Source organism: Streptomyces sp. KL109B (assembly GCF_030766935.1).
Taxonomy (GTDB): domain Bacteria; phylum Actinomycetota; class Actinomycetes; order Streptomycetales; family Streptomycetaceae; genus Streptomyces.
This window is the reverse complement of record NZ_JASERL010000001.1, coordinates 593,890-611,309: the sequence shown is the minus strand read 5'-3', so window position 1 is coordinate 611,309 and position 17,420 is coordinate 593,890. Positions and strand designations below refer to the sequence as shown.

General features: G+C 72.8%; 12 protein-coding genes. 5 read left to right on the top strand and 7 right to left on the bottom strand.

What is annotated here, in order from left to right; translation table 11 throughout:
- Positions 1 to 423: 423 nt before the first annotated feature.
- The 5 genes from RBJ65_RS02955 to RBJ65_RS02935 all read right to left on the bottom strand — a co-directional run bounded on the left by RBJ65_RS02955 (position 424) and on the right by RBJ65_RS02935 (position 7,788).
- Complete coding sequence (locus RBJ65_RS02955; RefSeq protein ID WP_306321057.1) at positions 424 to 1,590, bottom strand: hypothetical protein; 1,167 nt, start codon at positions 1,588 to 1,590, stop codon at positions 424 to 426.
- 123 nt (positions 1,591 to 1,713) lie between these two features.
- A complete protein-coding gene (locus RBJ65_RS02950; protein ID WP_306321056.1) occupies positions 1,714 to 2,892 on the bottom strand; it encodes a hypothetical protein in 1,179 nt (392 codons plus the stop codon).
- An 83-nt stretch (positions 2,893 to 2,975) separates the two neighbouring features.
- Positions 2,976 to 4,223: a VWA domain-containing protein gene (locus tag RBJ65_RS02945; RefSeq protein ID WP_306321055.1), complete on the bottom strand. Its 1,248-nt coding sequence runs from the start codon at positions 4,221 to 4,223 to the stop codon at positions 2,976 to 2,978.
- A complete protein-coding gene (locus RBJ65_RS02940) occupies positions 4,220 to 6,586 on the bottom strand; it encodes a DUF5682 family protein (RefSeq protein WP_306321054.1) in 2,367 nt (788 codons plus the stop codon). Before RBJ65_RS02940 ends, RBJ65_RS02945 begins: the two co-directional genes overlap by 4 nt.
- Positions 6,583 to 7,788 carry an AAA family ATPase gene (locus RBJ65_RS02935; RefSeq protein WP_306321053.1) on the bottom strand — a complete coding sequence of 402 codons (1,206 nt, stop codon included), beginning with the start codon at positions 7,786 to 7,788 and terminating at the stop codon, positions 6,583 to 6,585. The genes RBJ65_RS02940 and RBJ65_RS02935 overlap by 4 nt, the downstream gene beginning before the upstream one ends.
- Positions 7,789 to 7,998: 210 nt before the next feature.
- Between RBJ65_RS02935 and RBJ65_RS02930 the strand changes: the two genes are divergently transcribed.
- Both RBJ65_RS02930 and RBJ65_RS02925 read left to right on the top strand, forming a co-directional pair.
- Positions 7,999 to 9,405: an SWIM zinc finger family protein gene (locus RBJ65_RS02930; protein ID WP_306321052.1), complete on the top strand. Its 1,407-nt coding sequence runs from the start codon at positions 7,999 to 8,001 to the stop codon at positions 9,403 to 9,405.
- Positions 9,406 to 9,522: 117 nt separating this feature from the next.
- Positions 9,523 to 11,097, top strand: coding sequence for a DUF5691 domain-containing protein (locus tag RBJ65_RS02925; protein ID WP_306321051.1), 1,575 nt, complete (start codon positions 9,523 to 9,525; stop codon positions 11,095 to 11,097).
- 131 nt (positions 11,098 to 11,228) lie between these two features.
- On the opposite strand, the gene RBJ65_RS02920 is transcribed toward RBJ65_RS02925, so the two are convergent.
- The gene (locus tag RBJ65_RS02920; protein ID WP_306321050.1) at positions 11,229 to 11,651 is read right to left on the bottom strand and encodes a cobalamin B12-binding domain-containing protein; all 423 of its coding nucleotides are present in this window, start codon (positions 11,649 to 11,651) and stop codon (positions 11,229 to 11,231) included.
- A gap of 415 nt (positions 11,652 to 12,066) precedes the next feature.
- Here RBJ65_RS02920 and RBJ65_RS02915 point away from each other — a divergent pair, with 415 nt between their 5' ends.
- The 3 genes from RBJ65_RS02915 to RBJ65_RS42055 all read left to right on the top strand — a co-directional run bounded on the left by RBJ65_RS02915 (position 12,067) and on the right by RBJ65_RS42055 (position 14,841).
- Complete coding sequence (locus RBJ65_RS02915; RefSeq protein ID WP_306321049.1) at positions 12,067 to 12,945, top strand: alpha/beta fold hydrolase; 879 nt, start codon at positions 12,067 to 12,069, stop codon at positions 12,943 to 12,945.
- Positions 12,946 to 13,289: 344 nt separating this feature from the next.
- Positions 13,290 to 13,739 (top strand): pentapeptide repeat-containing protein, encoded by a 450-nt coding sequence (locus tag RBJ65_RS42060; RefSeq protein ID WP_372341359.1) that lies wholly within the window; start codon positions 13,290 to 13,292, stop codon positions 13,737 to 13,739.
- A 700-nt stretch (positions 13,740 to 14,439) separates the two neighbouring features.
- Positions 14,440 to 14,841, top strand: coding sequence for a M23 family metallopeptidase (locus tag RBJ65_RS42055; RefSeq protein WP_372341358.1), 402 nt, complete (start codon positions 14,440 to 14,442; stop codon positions 14,839 to 14,841).
- A gap of 29 nt (positions 14,842 to 14,870) precedes the next feature.
- Here RBJ65_RS42055 and pcrA read toward each other — a convergent pair whose 3' ends face one another.
- The gene (gene pcrA, locus RBJ65_RS02905; protein WP_306321047.1) at positions 14,871 to 17,411 is read right to left on the bottom strand and encodes a DNA helicase PcrA; all 2,541 of its coding nucleotides are present in this window, start codon (positions 17,409 to 17,411) and stop codon (positions 14,871 to 14,873) included.
- Between the last annotated feature and the right edge of the window lie 9 nt (positions 17,412 to 17,420).

Below are 17,420 nucleotides of genomic sequence, written 5' to 3'. Positions count from 1 at the left end.
TCGCGGTTCGTTATCTGCGTGGGCGTGCCGCGAGGGGCAACGTGACTCCGCTGTCACACGTGACGAGTGCTGTCGCGAGTGGTGTCGCTAGCTGTCACTAGGGAGGCGTACACGGTGACCGAGTACGCGGCATGTCCGTCTCGCAGGTTATCGCCGCTCGGGGACCGCTTCTAAATCGCAGATCACACATGCGCGGTGATACCCATCACAGAGTGTCCTGTTTGTGGCGTTATTCGCCCGTCGGTCGGGGGCCCTTCCTGGCCCCGGCGAAACGGGAGCGGCCTCACCGAGCGGGGGTGCGCTCGGTGAGGCCGCAGGTCAGCGGGTGGTCACGTCCCCATGCGGACCACCCGCCTTCGACTACTGGGAGCGTCCCGCCGCGACCGATGGTTTTCGGCCGCACGGGCACGGCTGCGTCGTCGGTCAGACGCCCGGCAGGTAGCTGGGCGCGACGGAACCGGCGACACCCTGCGCGCCGGTGACGGCGTTGCCCGCGAGCGGCTGGGCGTCGGCGCGCACGGTGCCGGTCAGGTCCTGCGCGAACGGGGCGACCTCGTGGGTCACGCCACCGGCCAGCGGCGCCACGTTGTCGCCGACCACGGTCTGCGCGAACGGGGCCACGTTGTCGCCCACCAGGCCCTGCGCGAGCGGCTGTACGTCGCCGGTGACGCCCTGCGCCAGGCCGTGCGCGCTGGTGCCGACGCCGCCGACGACCGGGCGCACCTGGTCGGCGACCGTCTGGACGAGCGGCTGCACCGAGTCCACGACGCCGCCCGCGAACGGGGCGACGTCCTGGCCGACCACGCTCTGCGCGAACGGCGCCACGTTGTCGCCCGCCACGCCCTGCGCGAGCGGCTGCACCTGGCCGGTGACGCCGGTGGCGAAGGGCGCGACGTTGTCGCCGACGACGGTCTGCGCGAACGGCGTCACATCGCCGACCGCGCCGCCCGCGAGGGTGTTCACGTCGCCGAGCGCCTGCCCGACGACCGGGAGCACGCCCTGCACGGCGGTGGCCGCGACGGGCGGGAGCACGGCGTCGGCGGTCTCGCCGACGGCCGGGGCGGTGTTGGTGCGGACGTTCTGGACGGTGCCGTCGACGGTGTGCCGGGCCGTGCTCTGGGCGGTGTCCTGCACGGAGGACGGGGCCTGGGCGGCGGCCTGCGTCAGCTCCTGCTGGAGCTGCGGGGCGAAGGCGTCGAGCGGACCGAAGAGGTAGTCGACGCCTTCCTGGGCGCGGGCCTCGGCGTCGGCGACGTGGCCGGTGGCCTGGCCCTTGACGTCGGCGACGTCGGGCACATCGGCGGTGGTCGGGGCCTTGACCTGGGCCTTGGCGTGCTGGGCGGCCGCCTTGGCCTTGTCGGCGACCTGGGTGTGGTCGACCTTGTCGGTCACCTTCGACGTCGTGTCCCGCACGTCCGACGTCGCGTGCTGCACGTGCGACTGCACGTCGGAGGCGGTGTCCCCGGCGACGTCCGGCACGGACACCGAGTGGACGGGCAGCTCGTCGGCGCTCGCCACGGCGGAGCCGAGCGCCCAGGCGCCGGAGACGCCTGCGGCTATCACGATGGAGCGGCGGATGTTCTTGTTCATGAGTACGTCAGTTCCTTCGAATTCACTGAATTCACCGAACTCACCGAACTCGCCGAGTTCGGTTCACGGCTGGGCAGACCTGTTCCGCCCCCGCGCGGCAGGTCGAGCGGGGAACTGGCCGCCCTAGCCGGGGAATTCGGGAACTTCGCGAAGCCGGTCGACCACCGGCGAGGTGCCCGCGGACGCCGTGCCGCCGGACGCGAGCAGCACGGGCGCACGCTCGCCGAACGCCGCGGCGTGCAGATCACCGTGGCGCGCCGAACCGCCGTCACCCGCCGTCGCACCGACCGACGGCACACCGTCGGGACGCTGCGGGGCGAAGGGCGACGCGGGGCTCGCCGTGTCGTGCCCTTCGGCCGCCTTCTGTACGTCGCCGAAACTCGCGACGTCGTACGCCTGCGGGCCGCTCGCCCCGGCGTGCGGCCGGTGGTCGGCCTCGGCGGACGGCCGGTCGCCGTGCGCCGCCGGGGCGTTCGACCGCTGCGTCGCGGTGGTGGCGGCGGGCGGCGTGGGGTGGGTGCCGGCGGGGCGCACGACGTCGATGAGCCCGCCGAGCCTGCCGAGGCCGCCGTGCGTCAACTGCTCCGGCACCGCTTCGACGAGCTGCACGACGACCCGCGTCGCCAACTCCTCGACGGGCCCCGTCACCTGCCGCACGGTGTGACCGACCGGCGCCGTCAGATACCGCAGGGCGTCGTCCGAGAGCTGTGTCCGTACAGCGGCGGTGAGTTCGGTGGCATCGGTGGGTGCGGTGGGCACGGTGGGTGCGGTGGGTGCCGTGGCGGTGTGCTCGTCGGGGGCCGACGGTGCCGCGTGCCGCACGTCGGCCAGGCGCTTCGCGCCGGCCATGTGCTGTACGCCGACGACGTCCTGGTGCGGGGCGGGTGCGGGCTCCGCGGCAGGCGCGGGCTCCCGCTCCGGCGTCGCGATCCGGTCCCGCGTGGGCGCGGGCGCCTTCGCGGGTACGTGTTCGGGCTCGGCCTGCTCGGGCTCGGCGTGCTCGACCTCGGGCTTGGCGTGCTCGGCCCGCTCGGCCGACTCGACGTGGGCAGGAGCCGACGCCTCCGGGGACGCCGCCTCACGCAACGTCCGCGCGGAATCGGCCACATGCTCCCGCACCGCCACCTGCCCCGAGCGGAGCGAACCCGTACCGGGGGCACCGTCGGACAGGTCGTCCGCCTGCGCCCGGCCGCCGCACACGATCCCGAGGACGATCAACCCGCCGACCAGCAGCGCCAGTTGCAGCGCACGCCGTCCGGCCGCCGCGCCCAACAGGCGCGCGACGGGGTCGGGAAGAGCCATCGGGGAAGTCACGGTGGCCGAATCCTCGCACGGGACGAGGGAGGCGACGCAAGCCCCCTGTGCCCCGTGCTACCGATGGGTACTCATATCCGGTTCGCGGGAGCTGCACCCTTATCCGATGTCGCGTCCGGTATCGGAAGGGGGCGTTTCTCGATGGCCGCGGCCATGACGTCGGGGAACAAATCGGGGGTGCAGGCGAAGGCCGGCGCGCCGAGGCCCGCGAGCGCCGCCGCGTGCTCCCGGTCGTAGGCGGGCGCGCCCTCGTCGGACAGCGCGAGCAGCGTCACGAACTGCACGCCGGACGCCTTCATCGCGGCGACCCGCTTCAGCATCTCGTTGCGGATGCCTCCTTCGTAGAGGTCGGAGATGAGCACGACGACGGTCTCGGAGGGGCGGGTTATCTGCGACTGGCAGTACGCGAGCGCCCGGTTGATGTCGGTGCCGCCGCCGAGCTGGGTGCCGAACAGGACGTCGACCGGGTCGTCGAGCTGGTCCGTCAGGTCCACGACGGCCGTGTCGAAGACGACGAGCCGGGTCGCTATCGAGCGCATGGAGGCGAGCACCGCGCCGAAGACGGAGGCGTAGACGACGGACGCCGCCATCGAGCCGGACTGGTCGATGCAGAGGACGACCTCCTTCTTCACGGACTGCGCGGCGCGGCCGTATCCGATGAGCCGCTCGGGCACGACCGTGCGGTACTCGGGCAGGTAGTGCTTGAGGTTGGCCGCGATCGTGCGGTGCCAGTCGATGTCGCGGTGGCGGGGCCGCTGGACGCGAGCGCTGCGGTCGAGGGCGCCGGTGAGGGTGGCGCGGGTGCGCGTCGCGAGCTTCTTCTCCAGGTCCTCGACGACCTTGCGCACGACGGCGCGCGCCGTCTCCTTCGTCGTCTCGGGCATCGCCTTGTTGAGCGAGAGCAGCGTGCCGACCAGGTGCACGTCCGCGTCGACCGCCTCCAGCATCTCCGGTTCGAGCAGCAGCGTGGACAGGCCGAGCCGGTCGATGGCGTCCCGCTGCATGACCTGGACGACGGAGGACGGGAAGTAGGTCCGGATGTCGCCGAGCCAGCGGGCCACGGCCGGCGCGGACGCCCCGAGCCCTGCGCTGCGGCTGCCGCCGCCCTGCTGCTTGCCGCCGCCGCCCGAGCCGTAGAGCGCGGCGAGGGCGCCGTCCATCGCCGCGTCCTGCCCGGCGAGCCCGCACCCGGTGCCGTCCGCGTCCTCCCCGCCGAGTACGAGCCGCCAGCGCCGCAGCCGCTCGTCCGTGCCGGTCGTCGTGTCGCTCGTCGTGTCGCTCGTCGTGTCGCTCGTCGTGCCGGTCGTCGTGTCGGTCATGCCACCGCCCCCTCAAGGTTGTTGCCGCTCTCGCCATGGCCGCCGGCGGGGTCCCCCAGCAGGAGGCGCAGCACCGGCAGCACCGCGTCCGCCCGCTCCGCGTCCAGTTCCTCGCCGAAGCCGCTCGGCCCGCCTGCGAGCGCGGACGCCCCGCTCCCGGAGGGCCCGCGCCGCACCAACTCGCCCAAGGTCCGCCGCACGCCGGGCTCGTACGCCGAGAACGTGCGCCGCAGCAGCGGCAGTACGTCCGTGAACGCGTCCCCCGGCACCCCCTTCAGCCACGCGTCGACCAGCGCCAAAAGCCGCTCGTCGTGCACCAGGAGCAGCCCGCCGCCCGAGCCCCCACCGACGAATCCCTCGATCCACGCCGCCGCCTCGACCGGTGCGGTGCCGGGCGACAGGGCGAGGCTCATCAGGCGGGCCGCGTCATCCTCGTCGAGCACGCCCTCGTCGAGCAGTACACGCGCGCACCGTCCCCGGACCACTCCGGCCACCCCGTCCCGCTCCGCGAGCACGCGCAGCACGCTCCGCCAGCGCTCGCGCACCCCGGCGTCCTCCAGGAGCGCGACGGCCGAGTGCACGGCGTCGACATGGCCGCGCATCTCGTCGGCCGCGTCCGCGTCGAGCGCCGCGCACGCCGGGGGCAGGCCGACGAAGACCCGCTCGGCGAGGCCCGCCGCCACGTCGGCGAGGGCTCCGGTGTCGGTGCCGCGCACGTCGCCGTAGCGCAGCGCGCGGACCAGGGCGGGCAGGGCGCCCGCGAGGTGGCCGACGTCCGCGTCGAGCGCGGCGCGGTCGGCGAGGACCCGCATCACCACGGGCAGCGCGTCCGGGAGCCCGGCGCGCAGGCACCGTTCGGCGAGCGCGGTCACGTCGGCGAGCGCCGAGGCGGAGATCGCGTCCGACTCGGCCTTGGCGGTCGCGGCCGCGAGCACCGTCGTCCCCCACACCCCGGCCTCGGCGACCCGCACGGACAGCTCCGGCTCCCAGCGCAGCCGCCACGACTCGCGGAACGTGCCCGTGGAACCGCGCGCCGATCTCGCCGGCTCGCCCCAGGCGACGCCGAGGAGCCGCAGCCGGTGCAGCAGTCGGCTTCGGGCGGCGTCGGTGTCGCCCCGTAGGTCGAGGTCCAACTCCTTCTCCGCGGCGGCGGGTTTGAGCCGCAGGGAACGCTGCTGCCGCGTGAGGTCCCGCTGCAACGGCACGGCGGGCGAGGCCTCGGGCACCTCCCCCAGTACGTCGCCCACCACCAGCTTGTCGTGGATGAGCGCGAGCGGTACGTCCGAGCCCTCGCACAGCACGGCCCGCACCGCGTCCGTGGTCTCGGTCAGCCCCGCGAGTGGCCGCCCGCGCATGACGGCGAGGGTCTCCGCGAGGCGGACGGCCTCGATGACATGGGCGGAGGACACGATGCGGTCCTCCGCGCGCAGCAGCCCGGCGACCTTGGTCAGCCAGCGCTCCACGGGCCGGTCGGGCGCGCTGAACAGATGCCCGTACCAGCCGGGCGACTCGATCCCCGCCCCGTATCCACTGGCGCGCGCGAGCCGACGGTGCGTCCACGGCACCCACGTCATGTCGACCTTGGCCTTCGGCAGGCCCTTGAGCAGGGCGCGGTCGGCGGCGACGGTGGTCTTCTGCCGCAGCGCGGGCACGTGCCACGCCCCGCACACGACCGCCACGTCACCACCGAACTCCCGCTGTGCCGCCCGCACTTGGAGCCGCATGTACGCCTCGCGCGGCACATCGCGCGCGTACCCGCCGTCGCCGCACGTCTCCCGCAGCGCGCCCATCGCCTCGCCGAGGACCTCGAACACGTCACCGCCCCGGTGCTCGACGACGTCCTCCCACCAGCGCTCCGCGTCGTCGTACCCGGCGGTCTCGGCGAGGACGCGCAGGGGATCGACGCGCACGGATACCTCGGCCTCGGAGTCCGCGGCTGCGGGGTCCTCCGACGCGGCGTCGCCGTCGCCGTCCACCTCGTCCTCGTCCTCGTCCTCGGCGCGCAGCGCGAGGCTGTGCGCGGCCGGCAGGTCGATGAACCGCACCGGCACCCCGCGCGCCAACGCCCATTGGATCGCGACCCATTCGGGCGAGAACTCGGCGAACGGCCAGAACGCCGACCTTCCCGGCTCGTCCACGACGTGCGCGAGCAGCGCGACCGGCGGCCGCATGTCGGCCTCTTCGGCGAGCGGCACGAGAGCGTCGGCCTCCGGCGGGCCCTCGATCAGTACGATCCGCGGCTCGGCGGCATCGAGCGCGGAGCGCACGGCGCGCGCGGAGCCGGGGCCATGATGCCGCACTCCGAGCAGCACGGGCCCCGCGCCCGATGCCTTCGACGGGGCCGCCGCGGTCGATGTCGTCATGCGCTCACCTCTCGGCAGGCCCGGTAGAAGTCCTTCCAGCCGTCGCGCTCGCGCACCACGGCCTCCAGGTACTCCTGCCAGACGACCCGGTCCGCCGCCGGATCGCGCACCACGGCCCCGAGGATTCCGGCGGCCACGTCGGAGGGGCGCAGCACGCCGTCCCCGAAGTGGGCGGACAGCGCGAGGCCGTTGGTGACGACGGAGATCGCCTCGGCGGTCGACAGTGTGCCGCTCGGCGACTTCACCTTCGTCCGCCCGTCTTCCGTGACGCCGTCCCGCAGCTCACGGAAGACGGTGACGACCCGGCGGATCTCGTCCATGCCGTCGGGCGCGCTGGGCAGCTCCAGCGCGCGTCCGACCTGGTCGACGCGGCGCGAGACGATGTCGACCTCGGCCTCCACGCTCGCGGGCAGCGGCAGCACGACCGTGTTGAACCGGCGCCGCAGCGCGCTCGACAGGTCATTGACGCCCCGGTCCCGGTCGTTGGCCGTGGCAATGAGGTTGAAGCCGCGCACGGCCTGCACCTCCTGCCCCAACTCCGGTATCGGCAGGGTCTTCTCGGACAGAATCGTGATCAACGTGTCCTGCACATCGGCTGGAATCCGCGTCAGCTCCTCCACCCGAGCGGTCATCCCCTCCGCCATCGCCCGCATCACGGGGCTGGGCACGAGGGCGTCCCTGCTCGGCCCGTTGGCCAGCAACTGCGCGTAGTTCCAGCCGTAGCGGATGGCCTCCTCCGGCGTCCCCGCCGTGCCCTGCACCAGCAGCGTCGAGTCCCCGCTCACGGCGGCCGCGAGGTGCTCGGACACCCAGGTCTTGGCGGTGCCGGGCACGCCGAGCAGCAGCAGCGCCCGGTCGGTCGCCAGCGTCGTCACGGCGACCTCGACGATGCGTCGCGGGCCCACGTACTTCGGTGAGATCACGGTGCCGTCGGGCAGCGTGCCGCCCAGCAGATACGTCGCGACGGCCCACGGCGACAGCCGCCAGCGGGCCGGCCGCGGCCGGTCGTCCTGCGCGGCGAGCGCCGACAGTTCCTCCGCGAACGCGTCCTCGGCGTGCGGCCGCAACACGGCGTCCGCGCCCTGCCCCACCCCGTGCCCCGCGCCCTGACTGGCGCCCTGACTCACGACCCGGCTCTCGTCCCGGCTCTCGTCCTGGCTCTCGTCCCGGCCCTCGTCCTGGCTCTCGACGGAAATGGTCATGGCCGTCCCCCTCCAACTCCCGCGCGATTCGCGCGACTCGCGCAACTCGAACCATCACGACGAGCTCTCGTCCGCTCTCGTCGCGTGCTGGAATCCACGGTGCACCACGCCACTGACAATCGACTCCGGCGCCAACATCTGCGCAGGTCAGGGCAGTTGTCGGAACTTTCGCCGGGGCGATTGTCAGTGGCGGGGCCTACCGTCGAGGACATGAATCAGCAGGGGGTGCGCTGGACGACGGATCAGGTGCTCGCACTGGCACCTGACGCCGCGTCACGCAAGGCGGGAATCAAGCTCGGGGCGCCGGGGCCGTGGTCACAGACCGGGAGCTCCGCGGGCGCGAAGGATTCGGACGAGTCCGGCGAGGGGGCGGTATGGGGACTGTGCAAGGGGAGCGGCAGCAAGCCGTATCAGACGGTCGTGGACATCGGCGGGGGCGGCGCCGCGGGTTCGACGGGCCCGGCGTACAAATGCAGCTGCCCGAGCCGCAAGTTCCCGTGCAAACACGCGCTCGGCCTGCTGCTGCTCTGGGCGGGCGGCGACGCGCAGGTGGCGGCGGGCCAGTCGCCGCCGGAGTGGGCCGAGCCATGGCTGACCGAGCGGCGCGAGCGGGCCGAGTCCCAGCGGACCGCGCCGTCGGCACCGGGCCCGGCCGAGACCCCGGCGGACCCGGAAGCGGCGCGGCGCAGAGCCGAGCGCCGCGCCCAGCGGATCACGGCGGGGGCCACGGAGCTCGAACAGCGCCTCGCCGACCTGCTGCGCGGCGGCATCGCACAAGCGGAGAAGTCGGGATACGGGCTGTGGGAGGAGACGGCCGCCCGCATGGTCGACGCGCAGGCACCCGGACTCGCCGCGCGCGTAAGGGAATTGGGAGCGATCCCGGCATCCGGCTCCGGCTGGCCGGCCCGGCTCCTGGAGGCCTGCGCCCTGCTCCACCTCCTCGACCAGGGCTGGCTGCGCCGCGAGACGCTGCCCGCGGACCTGGCGGCGACGGTCCGCTCCCGCGTGGGTCTGCCGACCGCGGACCGGGAGCCGCCCCTGCGCGACCACTGGCTGGTCCTGTCCCAGCACGACACGGCGGACGGCCACCTCACCACGCGCCGGATCTGGTTGTACGGCGCCCAGAGCGCACGCACCGTACTGCTCCTCTCCTACGGAGCCGCAGGCCGCGCCCCCGCACTCGCCCTGCCACCAGGGCGCACGCTCGACGCCGCGGTCTCGGCGTACCCGGGGGCGGGGGCCCTCCGGGCGGAACTCGTCGAGCAGTTCACGTCACCGCCCCTCGACGACGTACGCCCCAAGGGAGTTGACGTCACCGCCGGCCTCGCCGCCTACGGGACGGCCCTCGCGGCCGACCCCTGGCTGGAGTCCTGGCCGGTGACGCTCGCGGAGGTGATACCGACGCGCACCCCGGACGGGCACTGGCAACTGGCCGACGCCACCGCCGAATCCGCCATCCCCCTCACTCCCCACGCGTCGGCCTCCCCCGGCCTGTGGCGCCTGGTCGCCGTCTCGGCCGGCGCCCCCGTCACGGTCTTCGGCGAATGCGGCCCCACGGGCTTCCGCCCACTGGCCACATGGACCGACGACACGTCTGACGTCCTCCCCGTCCACTGACACCCCCACCCACCCGCTCCAGGCATTTCAAGCCCCGCCGGCGATTGAGGCGCGGGGTCCGGGGCGGAGCCCCGAGGCCGTAACGACACACGACCAGCGCACCACGGAGAGGACCCCATGACGACCACCACCGCCACCTGGGACGACCTGGTCAGCGCCGCCCTGCTGGGCACCGAGCGCCGCTCGGCCCGCCCCCCACTCGCCCTCCTCGACGAGGCCGCCGTGCACACCGTGCGCCGCAGGGCCGGCCTCACCCCGGCCGCAGCCACCGCACCCCCGGAGCGCGCGGGGGACGACCCACGCCCACCGCTGCCACCCGCGGCGCGGCACCGCCTCGCCATGCTGCTCACCGACCGCTCAACCGCCGCAGGCCCCCGCCGCAGCACCGCCCCCGACCTCCTCGAACTGCTCCCGCAATGGCTGGCCACGGCCAACGCGCACGGCTACGCACCCCCGCCCGAACTGCTGCCCGCGCTGCTCGACGCGGCGCGCGGCCGCACCGATCTGCGCCCGCGGGCCCTGAGGTTCGCGGGGCCGCGCGCCCTGTGGCTGGCCCGGCTCAACCCGGACTGGAAGTTCGCGCTGCGCGCCGCACCCGGCTCGGGAGGCCCCGCACAGCCCGCACCGCAGGACACGGAACAGGTCCTGAAGCGCTGGGAGGAGGGCCTGTTCGCGGAGCGGGTGGCACTGCTGGCCACCGTCAGGGCGCACGACCCGGCCGCGGCCCGGACGCTGCTCGCCGGGACCTGGGGGACGGAGCGCGCCGAGGACCGCCTGATGTTCCTCGACTCGCTGCGTACGGGGCTCGGCGACGCCGACGAGCCGTTCCTGGAAGAGGCGTTGGCCGACCGCAGCAAGAACGTACGGGCCACGGCGGCCGAGCTGCTCTCCGCGCTCCCCCGCTCGGCGCTCGCCGCGCGGATGGCGGACCGGGCGCTGACCTGCGTGGCACTCGACCGTGCGACGGGAACGATCGTGGTGGAGGCACCGCACGAGTGCGACGCGGCGATGGAGCGCGACGGCGTCGTGGCGAAGCCGCCCGCGGGCCGGGGTGAAAGGGCGTGGTGGCTGGGCCAGTTGGTGGAGGCGGCACCGCTCGATCGCTGGCCGGCCAGGTTCGGCGGGCGCGCTCCGGAGGAGGTGGTGGCGCTTCCGGTCGCCGACGACTGGCGCGGGGAGCTGCACGCCGCATGGTGCCGTGCGGCGGTGCGGCAGCGGGACATCGGCTGGTCACGGGCGCTGCTCGGGGCGCCGACGGCGGCGGACGCGGCGGGGCCGGGGGCGGTGTCGCTCGCCGAGCGGTCGAAGCTGCTTGCGGCGCTGCCGGCGGTGGAACGGGCGGACTGGGTGGCGGAGTTCATCGCGGCGCACGGGCTGTCCGAGGCGTTCCAACTGCTGGGCGTGTGCGGTACGCCGTGGGCGCGCCCGCTCGGGCGGGCCGTGGTCGACGCGCTGAACATCGCGCGGGACGCGGGGAGTTACCCGTGGAGCTTCAGCGGGGTGATGGGGCTCGCCGAGCGGTGCCTGGACCCCGACGAGGTCGCGCGCCTCGACGGCCTCACGGCCGCCGTCGACGAACCCGAGGGCTCGGCCCCCGGCGCCGGCGCCTACTGGACGGAAGCCTTCCAGCGCCTCGCCGGCACCCTCCGGCTCCGCCGGGCGATGCGCGACGAACTGAGGCCCCCGTGCTGAACACGCCGCACCGGGCGGCCACATCGAGCCCGGTCAGGCCACATCGAGCCCCTGCGGCGATTGAGCAGCGGGGTCCGGGGCAGAGCCCCGCGACCGGAACCCCGGTGCCGCCGCAGGGAACACGCCCCCTGTCACCCGCCGGAGGCCGCCGGCTGCCGCACATTGGCGCGCACCCACTCCACGATGGACGCCGTCGTCGCCCCGGGCGTGAAGATCTCCGCGACCCCCTTCTCCTTCAGCAACGGGATGTCCCCCTCGGGAATGATCCCGCCACCGAAGACCTTGATGTCCGCGGCGTCCCGCTCGGCGAGGAGCTCGATGACACGGGCGAAAAGGGTGTTGTGCGCACCGGAGAGAATGGACAGGCCGATCGCGTCGGCATCCTCCTGAATGGCGGTGTCCACGACCTGCTCCGGCGTCTGGTGCAGGCCCGTGTAGATGACCTCCATACCGGCGTCGCGCAGCGCACGCGCGATCACCTTGGCCCCGCGATCGTGGCCGTCGAGCCCCGGCTTCGCGACGACCACGCGGATCGGACCGGCTGCCACACCCATCACTGCCTCCCTGAAGCGACTGTTCCACCGACTGTTCCATCGTTCGCCCCGGCGACTGTTCACAAACCGTCACCCGAAGTGAACGAACGTTATCGACAGCATCTCGCAAGCCGCCGTTTCACGGTGCGGACCGAGGGGGAAATCACACGGTGGGACACATTCGCTGCGCGCCGCGACTGCCACAGGCGGGACTCACCGCCACATCCGGGACAGGCGCGAGGGAGCCGCTTCGAGGTCGCCGCGCCACCGCGCCGACAGCCGCACGGCACGGTGGCACGGTGCTTCCGGCCGCCGTTCGAACCGATGGGTCGGCACATCGGACACGTATCGGCGCCTCGAAACCACTTCGGTCGGCTCTCATGAACGCACACGGGGGTCGGAGTCGTACTCCCGTGTGCCGACGGGAGGTTGACCGATGAAGGTCACGAGGACCCTGCCCTTTCGCCCCCACTGCCACCTGCTGCCCACGAGACTGACCGGCTTCTCGATCGCCCTCCTGAAGGCGACCGCGCTCGAGTTGGCGATCCTCGCGGGCCATCTGCTCCTCTATCCCTCGGGCGTCCTCCCGGAACGCAGGCAGCCACTGGCCCTGCCCCGCCACCCCACCCCCTCGGCACCACCCCCGGAAACCCTGCCCGCCCGGGCCAAGCCCCCGGTGCTGCTCCTGCACGGCTTCATCGACAACCGCTCCGTCTTCGTACTGCTGCGCCGTTCCCTCGCGCAGCACGGCAGGCAGCACGTCGAATCGCTCAACTACTCGCCCCTCACCTGCGACATACGGGCGGCGGCGGCGCTGCTCGCCCGGCACGTGGAGGAGGTGTGCGAGCGGACGGGACAGGACCGGGTCGACATCGTGGGGCACAGCCTGGGCGGCCTGATAGCCCGTTATTACGTGCAGTGTCTCGACGGGGACCGGCGGGTGGGCACGCTCGTCACGCTCGGCACCCCGCACAGCGGCACGCGCGTGGCGCCGCTCGCGGACGCGCACCCGATCGTGCGGCAGATGCGGCCCGAGTCCTCCGTCGTCGAGGAGTTGAAGCGGCCCGCGCCCGGCTGCCGTACGCGCTTCGTGAGTTTCTGGAGCGATCTCGACCAGTTGATGGTGCCCCTGGAGACGGCCTGTGTGGACCACGCCGACCTGCGCGTGCAGAACGTGCGGGTCACCGGCATCGGTCATCTCGCGCTGCCGGTGCACCCGGCCGTCGCGACCGGCATCCGGCAGGCCCTCGACGCCGACCCCGCGGCAGGAGGACACGCCGTCGCCAAGACCGGAGACGGCCTGACCGTGGCCTAGAGCCCGACCGCGACCCGAGATCCGGCGTTCTCGTCGAACGATGATCGAACTCAGGGCCAAGGAACTGTCCATAGTCCACCCAAAGGCGGCCGATTGCCCGGTTCTCCGGGGCACGAAACCTGCCGAAGATTGTCGCGCCCTCGTACCGACGGGTACAGTCACCGCACTGCTCTGGCAGCCCCTGTTGTCGAGGCGAAAGAGAAGTTGGTGAACGACCGCAATCCGTCGGGGACCGCGCCCTACGCGTCGTACGACGGTTACTCCGCGACCAGCTTCGCAAGCGACCCGCTCTTCGGCGACATGAGCGAGGACCCCTACGATCCGGCTTCCCACGGGACCGGTCAGTGGCACACGGATCCCTACGCCTCGGGGTACTACGACGGCGGCTCCTACGCCCCCGGTTCCTACGACACCGGAACTTTCGGAACGAGCACGGGCTCGTACGACTTTGGAACGGGCGCCTACGACACGACCGGCGCCTGGGCGACCGGCGGTTACGAGCAGGTCGCCGACATCCCCGCGCAGCAGCCGAGCCCGGCGGCCGAGCAGCACGCGACGGGGCAGTGGGACACCACGGCGTACGAGACGCAGACGTTCGCGGCCCAGCACCCCGAAACCCAGTCCTTCGAGGCGCCGTCCTTCGACACCCAGACCTTCGCGACGCAGACCTTCGACGCCCAGAGCTTCACGACGCAGACCTTCGAGGCCCCCTCCTTCGACACCCAGACCTTCGCGACGCAGACCTTCGAGGCCCCGTCCTTCGAGACGCAGTCCTTCGAGACGCAGAGCTTTGAATTCCAGGGGTTCGAGGCGCAGCACTTCGAGGCCCAGGGCTTCGACACGCAGACCTTCGGCGCGCCCGGAGCCCACGAGACGCAGAGCTTCGAGGCCCCGGTCTTCGGTACGACCGCGTACGACACCGGCGCCTATGACGCCACGCAGTGGAACGCGGGCGGCGCCGTCGAGGCCCCCGCCGAGCACGGCATCGAGCACGGCATCGAGCACGAGCCGGTCGCGGAGCCGACCCCCGAAGCCGGTCAGGATCCGCTCCAGGACCACGGCCCCGTCCTCGACCTCGCGGGCACCCCCGAAGCCGAACACGCGCCCGCCTCCTCCCGGTTCGCCTCCCGCGCCGCCGGGAAGAACGTCTCGCGCGGTCGCGCCGGGCGCCGTCGGCCGCCGGCCAAGCGGTCGGCGCTGATCACCGTCGTCGTGCCGTCGGCCTGTGTGGTCGGCGTCGCCGGGATCGCGGCGGCGAGCGTCGGGGTCGGCGGGGACGACGGCAAGGAGACGCAGGCCGCGGCCGCGCCCGACGCGCACGCCGTGCAGCCGTCCGTCGCCAACAACAAACTGGACACGCAGCTCAAGGACCTGTCCGCGGACGCGGGCGACTTCGCCGACCGGGCGAGCCGCACGCAGGAGCGGATCGACCTGAAGGCCAAGCAGGAGGCGGAGCGCAAGAAGGCCGCCGAGGAGGCCGCGCGCAAGGAGGCGATGCGGCCCAAGTTCGCGCTGCCGGTGAAGCAGCACGGGCTGAGCGCCTATTACGGGCAGGCCGGCGTCAACTGGATGTCCATCCACTCCGGCATCGACTTCCCCGTCTCGTTCGGGACTCCGGTGATGGCCGCGACGGACGGCACCGTGAAGACGCAGTGGAACAGCGCGTACGGGAACATGGCCATCGTCACCGCCAAGGACGGCACCGAGACCTGGTACTGCCACCTGTCCTCGCACGTCGTGTCGAGCGGCCCGGTGAAGGCCGGTGACGTGATCGCGCGCTCGGGCAACTCCGGCAACTCGACCGGCCCGCACCTGCACTTCGAGGTGCGGCCCGGCGGCGGCTCGGCGGTCGACCCGCTGCCGTGGCTGCGCGGCAAGGGCATCGACCCGACGTAACCGAGCAACCGGCCGCCGCCGAACGGCGGTTACAGCTTCTCGACCGGCGCGTACCGCAGCAGCAGCCGCTTCGGCTTCGGGTCGCCGAAGTCGATCGTGGCCTCCGCCTTGTCGCCCGTGCCGGACACGCCCACGACCGTGCCGAGCCCGAACTGGTCGTGCGTGACGCGGTCGCCGACGCCGAGGGCCACCACCGGCTTGGAGTTCGCCCGGCTCGTCGCGAAGGCAGGCGTGGAGCCCGTGCGGGAGCGCGAGGACGACAGCGACGCCGCGATGCCGCCGCCGATGTTCTTGGTGGAGGCGGCCGGTGTCGAGGGACCGGTGCGCTTCCAGTCCAGGTGGGTGGCCGGGATCTCCTCCAGGAAGCGGGAGGGCGGGTTGTACGAGGGCTGGCCCCAGGCGCTGCGCATGGAGGCGCGGGTCAGGTAGAGGCGCTGGCGGGCGCGCGTGATGCCCACGTACGCGAGGCGGCGCTCCTCCTCCAGCTCCTTGGTCTGCCCGAGCGACCTCATGTGCGGGAAGACGCCGTCCTCAAGGCCGGTGAGGAAGACGACCGGGAACTCCAGGCCCTTGGCGGTGTGCAGGGTCATCAGCGTGATGACGCCGCTGCCGTCGTCCTCCTCGTCGGGGATCTGGTCGGAGTCGGCGACGAGGGCGACGCGCTCCAGGAAGTCGGAGAGCGTCCCCGCGCTCTCCTGCGCGCCCTCCTGCCCGTCCTCCTGCCCGTCCTCCGCCGCGTCACCGGAAGCGGACTCCTGCTCGAACTCCAGGGCCACGGCGGCGAGTTCCTGGAGGTTCTCGATGCGGGTCTCGTCCTGCGGGTCGGTGGAGGCCTGGAGTTCGGCGAGGTATCCGGTCCGCTCCAGGATGGCTTCCAGGATCGTCGCGGGGCCCGCGCCCGATTCGACGACGGTGCGCAGGTCCTCCATGAGCGTGTTGAACCGCTTCACGGCGTTCGCCGAGCGGGCCGCCATGCCGTACGCCTCGTCGACGCGGCGCAGCGCCTGCGGGAAGGAGATCTTCTCGCGCTGCGAGAGCGCGTCGATCATCGCTTCGGCGCGGTCGCCGATGCCGCGCTTGGGCACGTTCAGGATGCGGCGCAGCGGGACGGAGTCCTCGGGGTTGGACAGGACCCTCAAGTAGGCCAGGACGTCCCGGACTTCCTTGCGCTCGTAGAAGCGGACGCCGCCGACGACCTTGTAGGGCAGGCCGGTGCGGATGAAGATCTCTTCGAAGACACGGGACTGCGCGTTCGTCCGGTAGAACACCGCGACGTCGCCCGCCTGCGCGTCGCCCGCGTCGGTGAGCCGGTCGATCTCGTCGGCGATGAACTGCGCCTCGTCGTGCTCGGTGTCCGCGACGTAGCCGGTGATCTGGGCGCCGGGCCCCTCGTTCGTCCAGAGGTTCTTGGGGCGGCGCGACTCGTTGCGCTCGATGACCGCGTTGGCCGCGCTGAGGATCGTCTGCGTGGAGCGGTAGTTCTGCTCCAGGAGGATCGTCTTCGCGTTGGGGTAGTCGTCCTCGAAGTCGAGGATGTTACGGATCGTGGCGCCGCGGAACGCGTAGATCGACTGGTCCGCGTCACCCACGACGCACAGTTCGGCCGGGTCGGCGCCCTCGCCTTCTGTGGGGCCGACGAGCTCCCTGACCAGCGCGTACTGCGCGTGGTTGGTGTCCTGGTACTCGTCGACGAGGACGTGCCGGAAGCGGCGGCGGTAGTGCTCGGCGACGTCCGGGAACGCGCGCAGCAGGTTCACCGTCGTCATGATCAGGTCGTCGAAGTCCAGCGCGTTCGCCTCGCGCAGGCGGGCCTGGTACATCGCGTAGGCCTGGGCGAGGGTCTTCTCGAAGCCGTCGGCGGCCGTGGCCGCGAAGTCCTCGTCGTCGATCAGCTCGTTCTTGAGGTTGCTGATCTTGGCGCTGAAGGACTTCGGCGGGAACTTCTTCGGGTCGAGGTCCAGGTCGCGGCAGACGAGCGCCATGAGCCGCTTGCTGTCTGCGGCGTCGTAGATCGAGAAGGAGGACGTGAAGCCGAGCTTCTTGCTCTCCCGGCGCAGGATGCGGACGCAGGCGCTGTGGAAGGTGGACACCCACATCGCGTTCGCGCGCGGGCCGACCAGGTCCTCGACGCGCTCCTTCATCTCGCCCGCGGCCTTGTTCGTGAACGTGATCGCGAGGATCTGGCCGGGGTGCGCTCCGCGCTCGGCGAGCAGGTACGCGATGCGGTGCGTGAGGACGCGGGTCTTGCCGGATCCGGCGCCCGCGACGATGAGCAGCGGGGTGCCTCCGTGGACGACGGCCGCCTGCTGGTTCTCGTTCAGCCCCTCCAGGAGGGCCGCCGAGTCGAGGACCGGGCGCGGGGCGCCGTCCCGGTAGTACGCCTCCCGCTCTGGGGGCACACCGAACAGCCCGTCCGGCATCGGCTCCGGGGCCCCGTCGTCGTACTCGGGGTCCGGGGGCGGCGGAGGGGGCTCCTCCTCGCCGCTCTGGGGCCCGGGCGCACCGTGCTGGTGGCCCGGCGCACCGTTCTGGAGGCCGGTCAGGAAGCTGTCGTCAAAGAGGCTGCTCATCGCTCTACG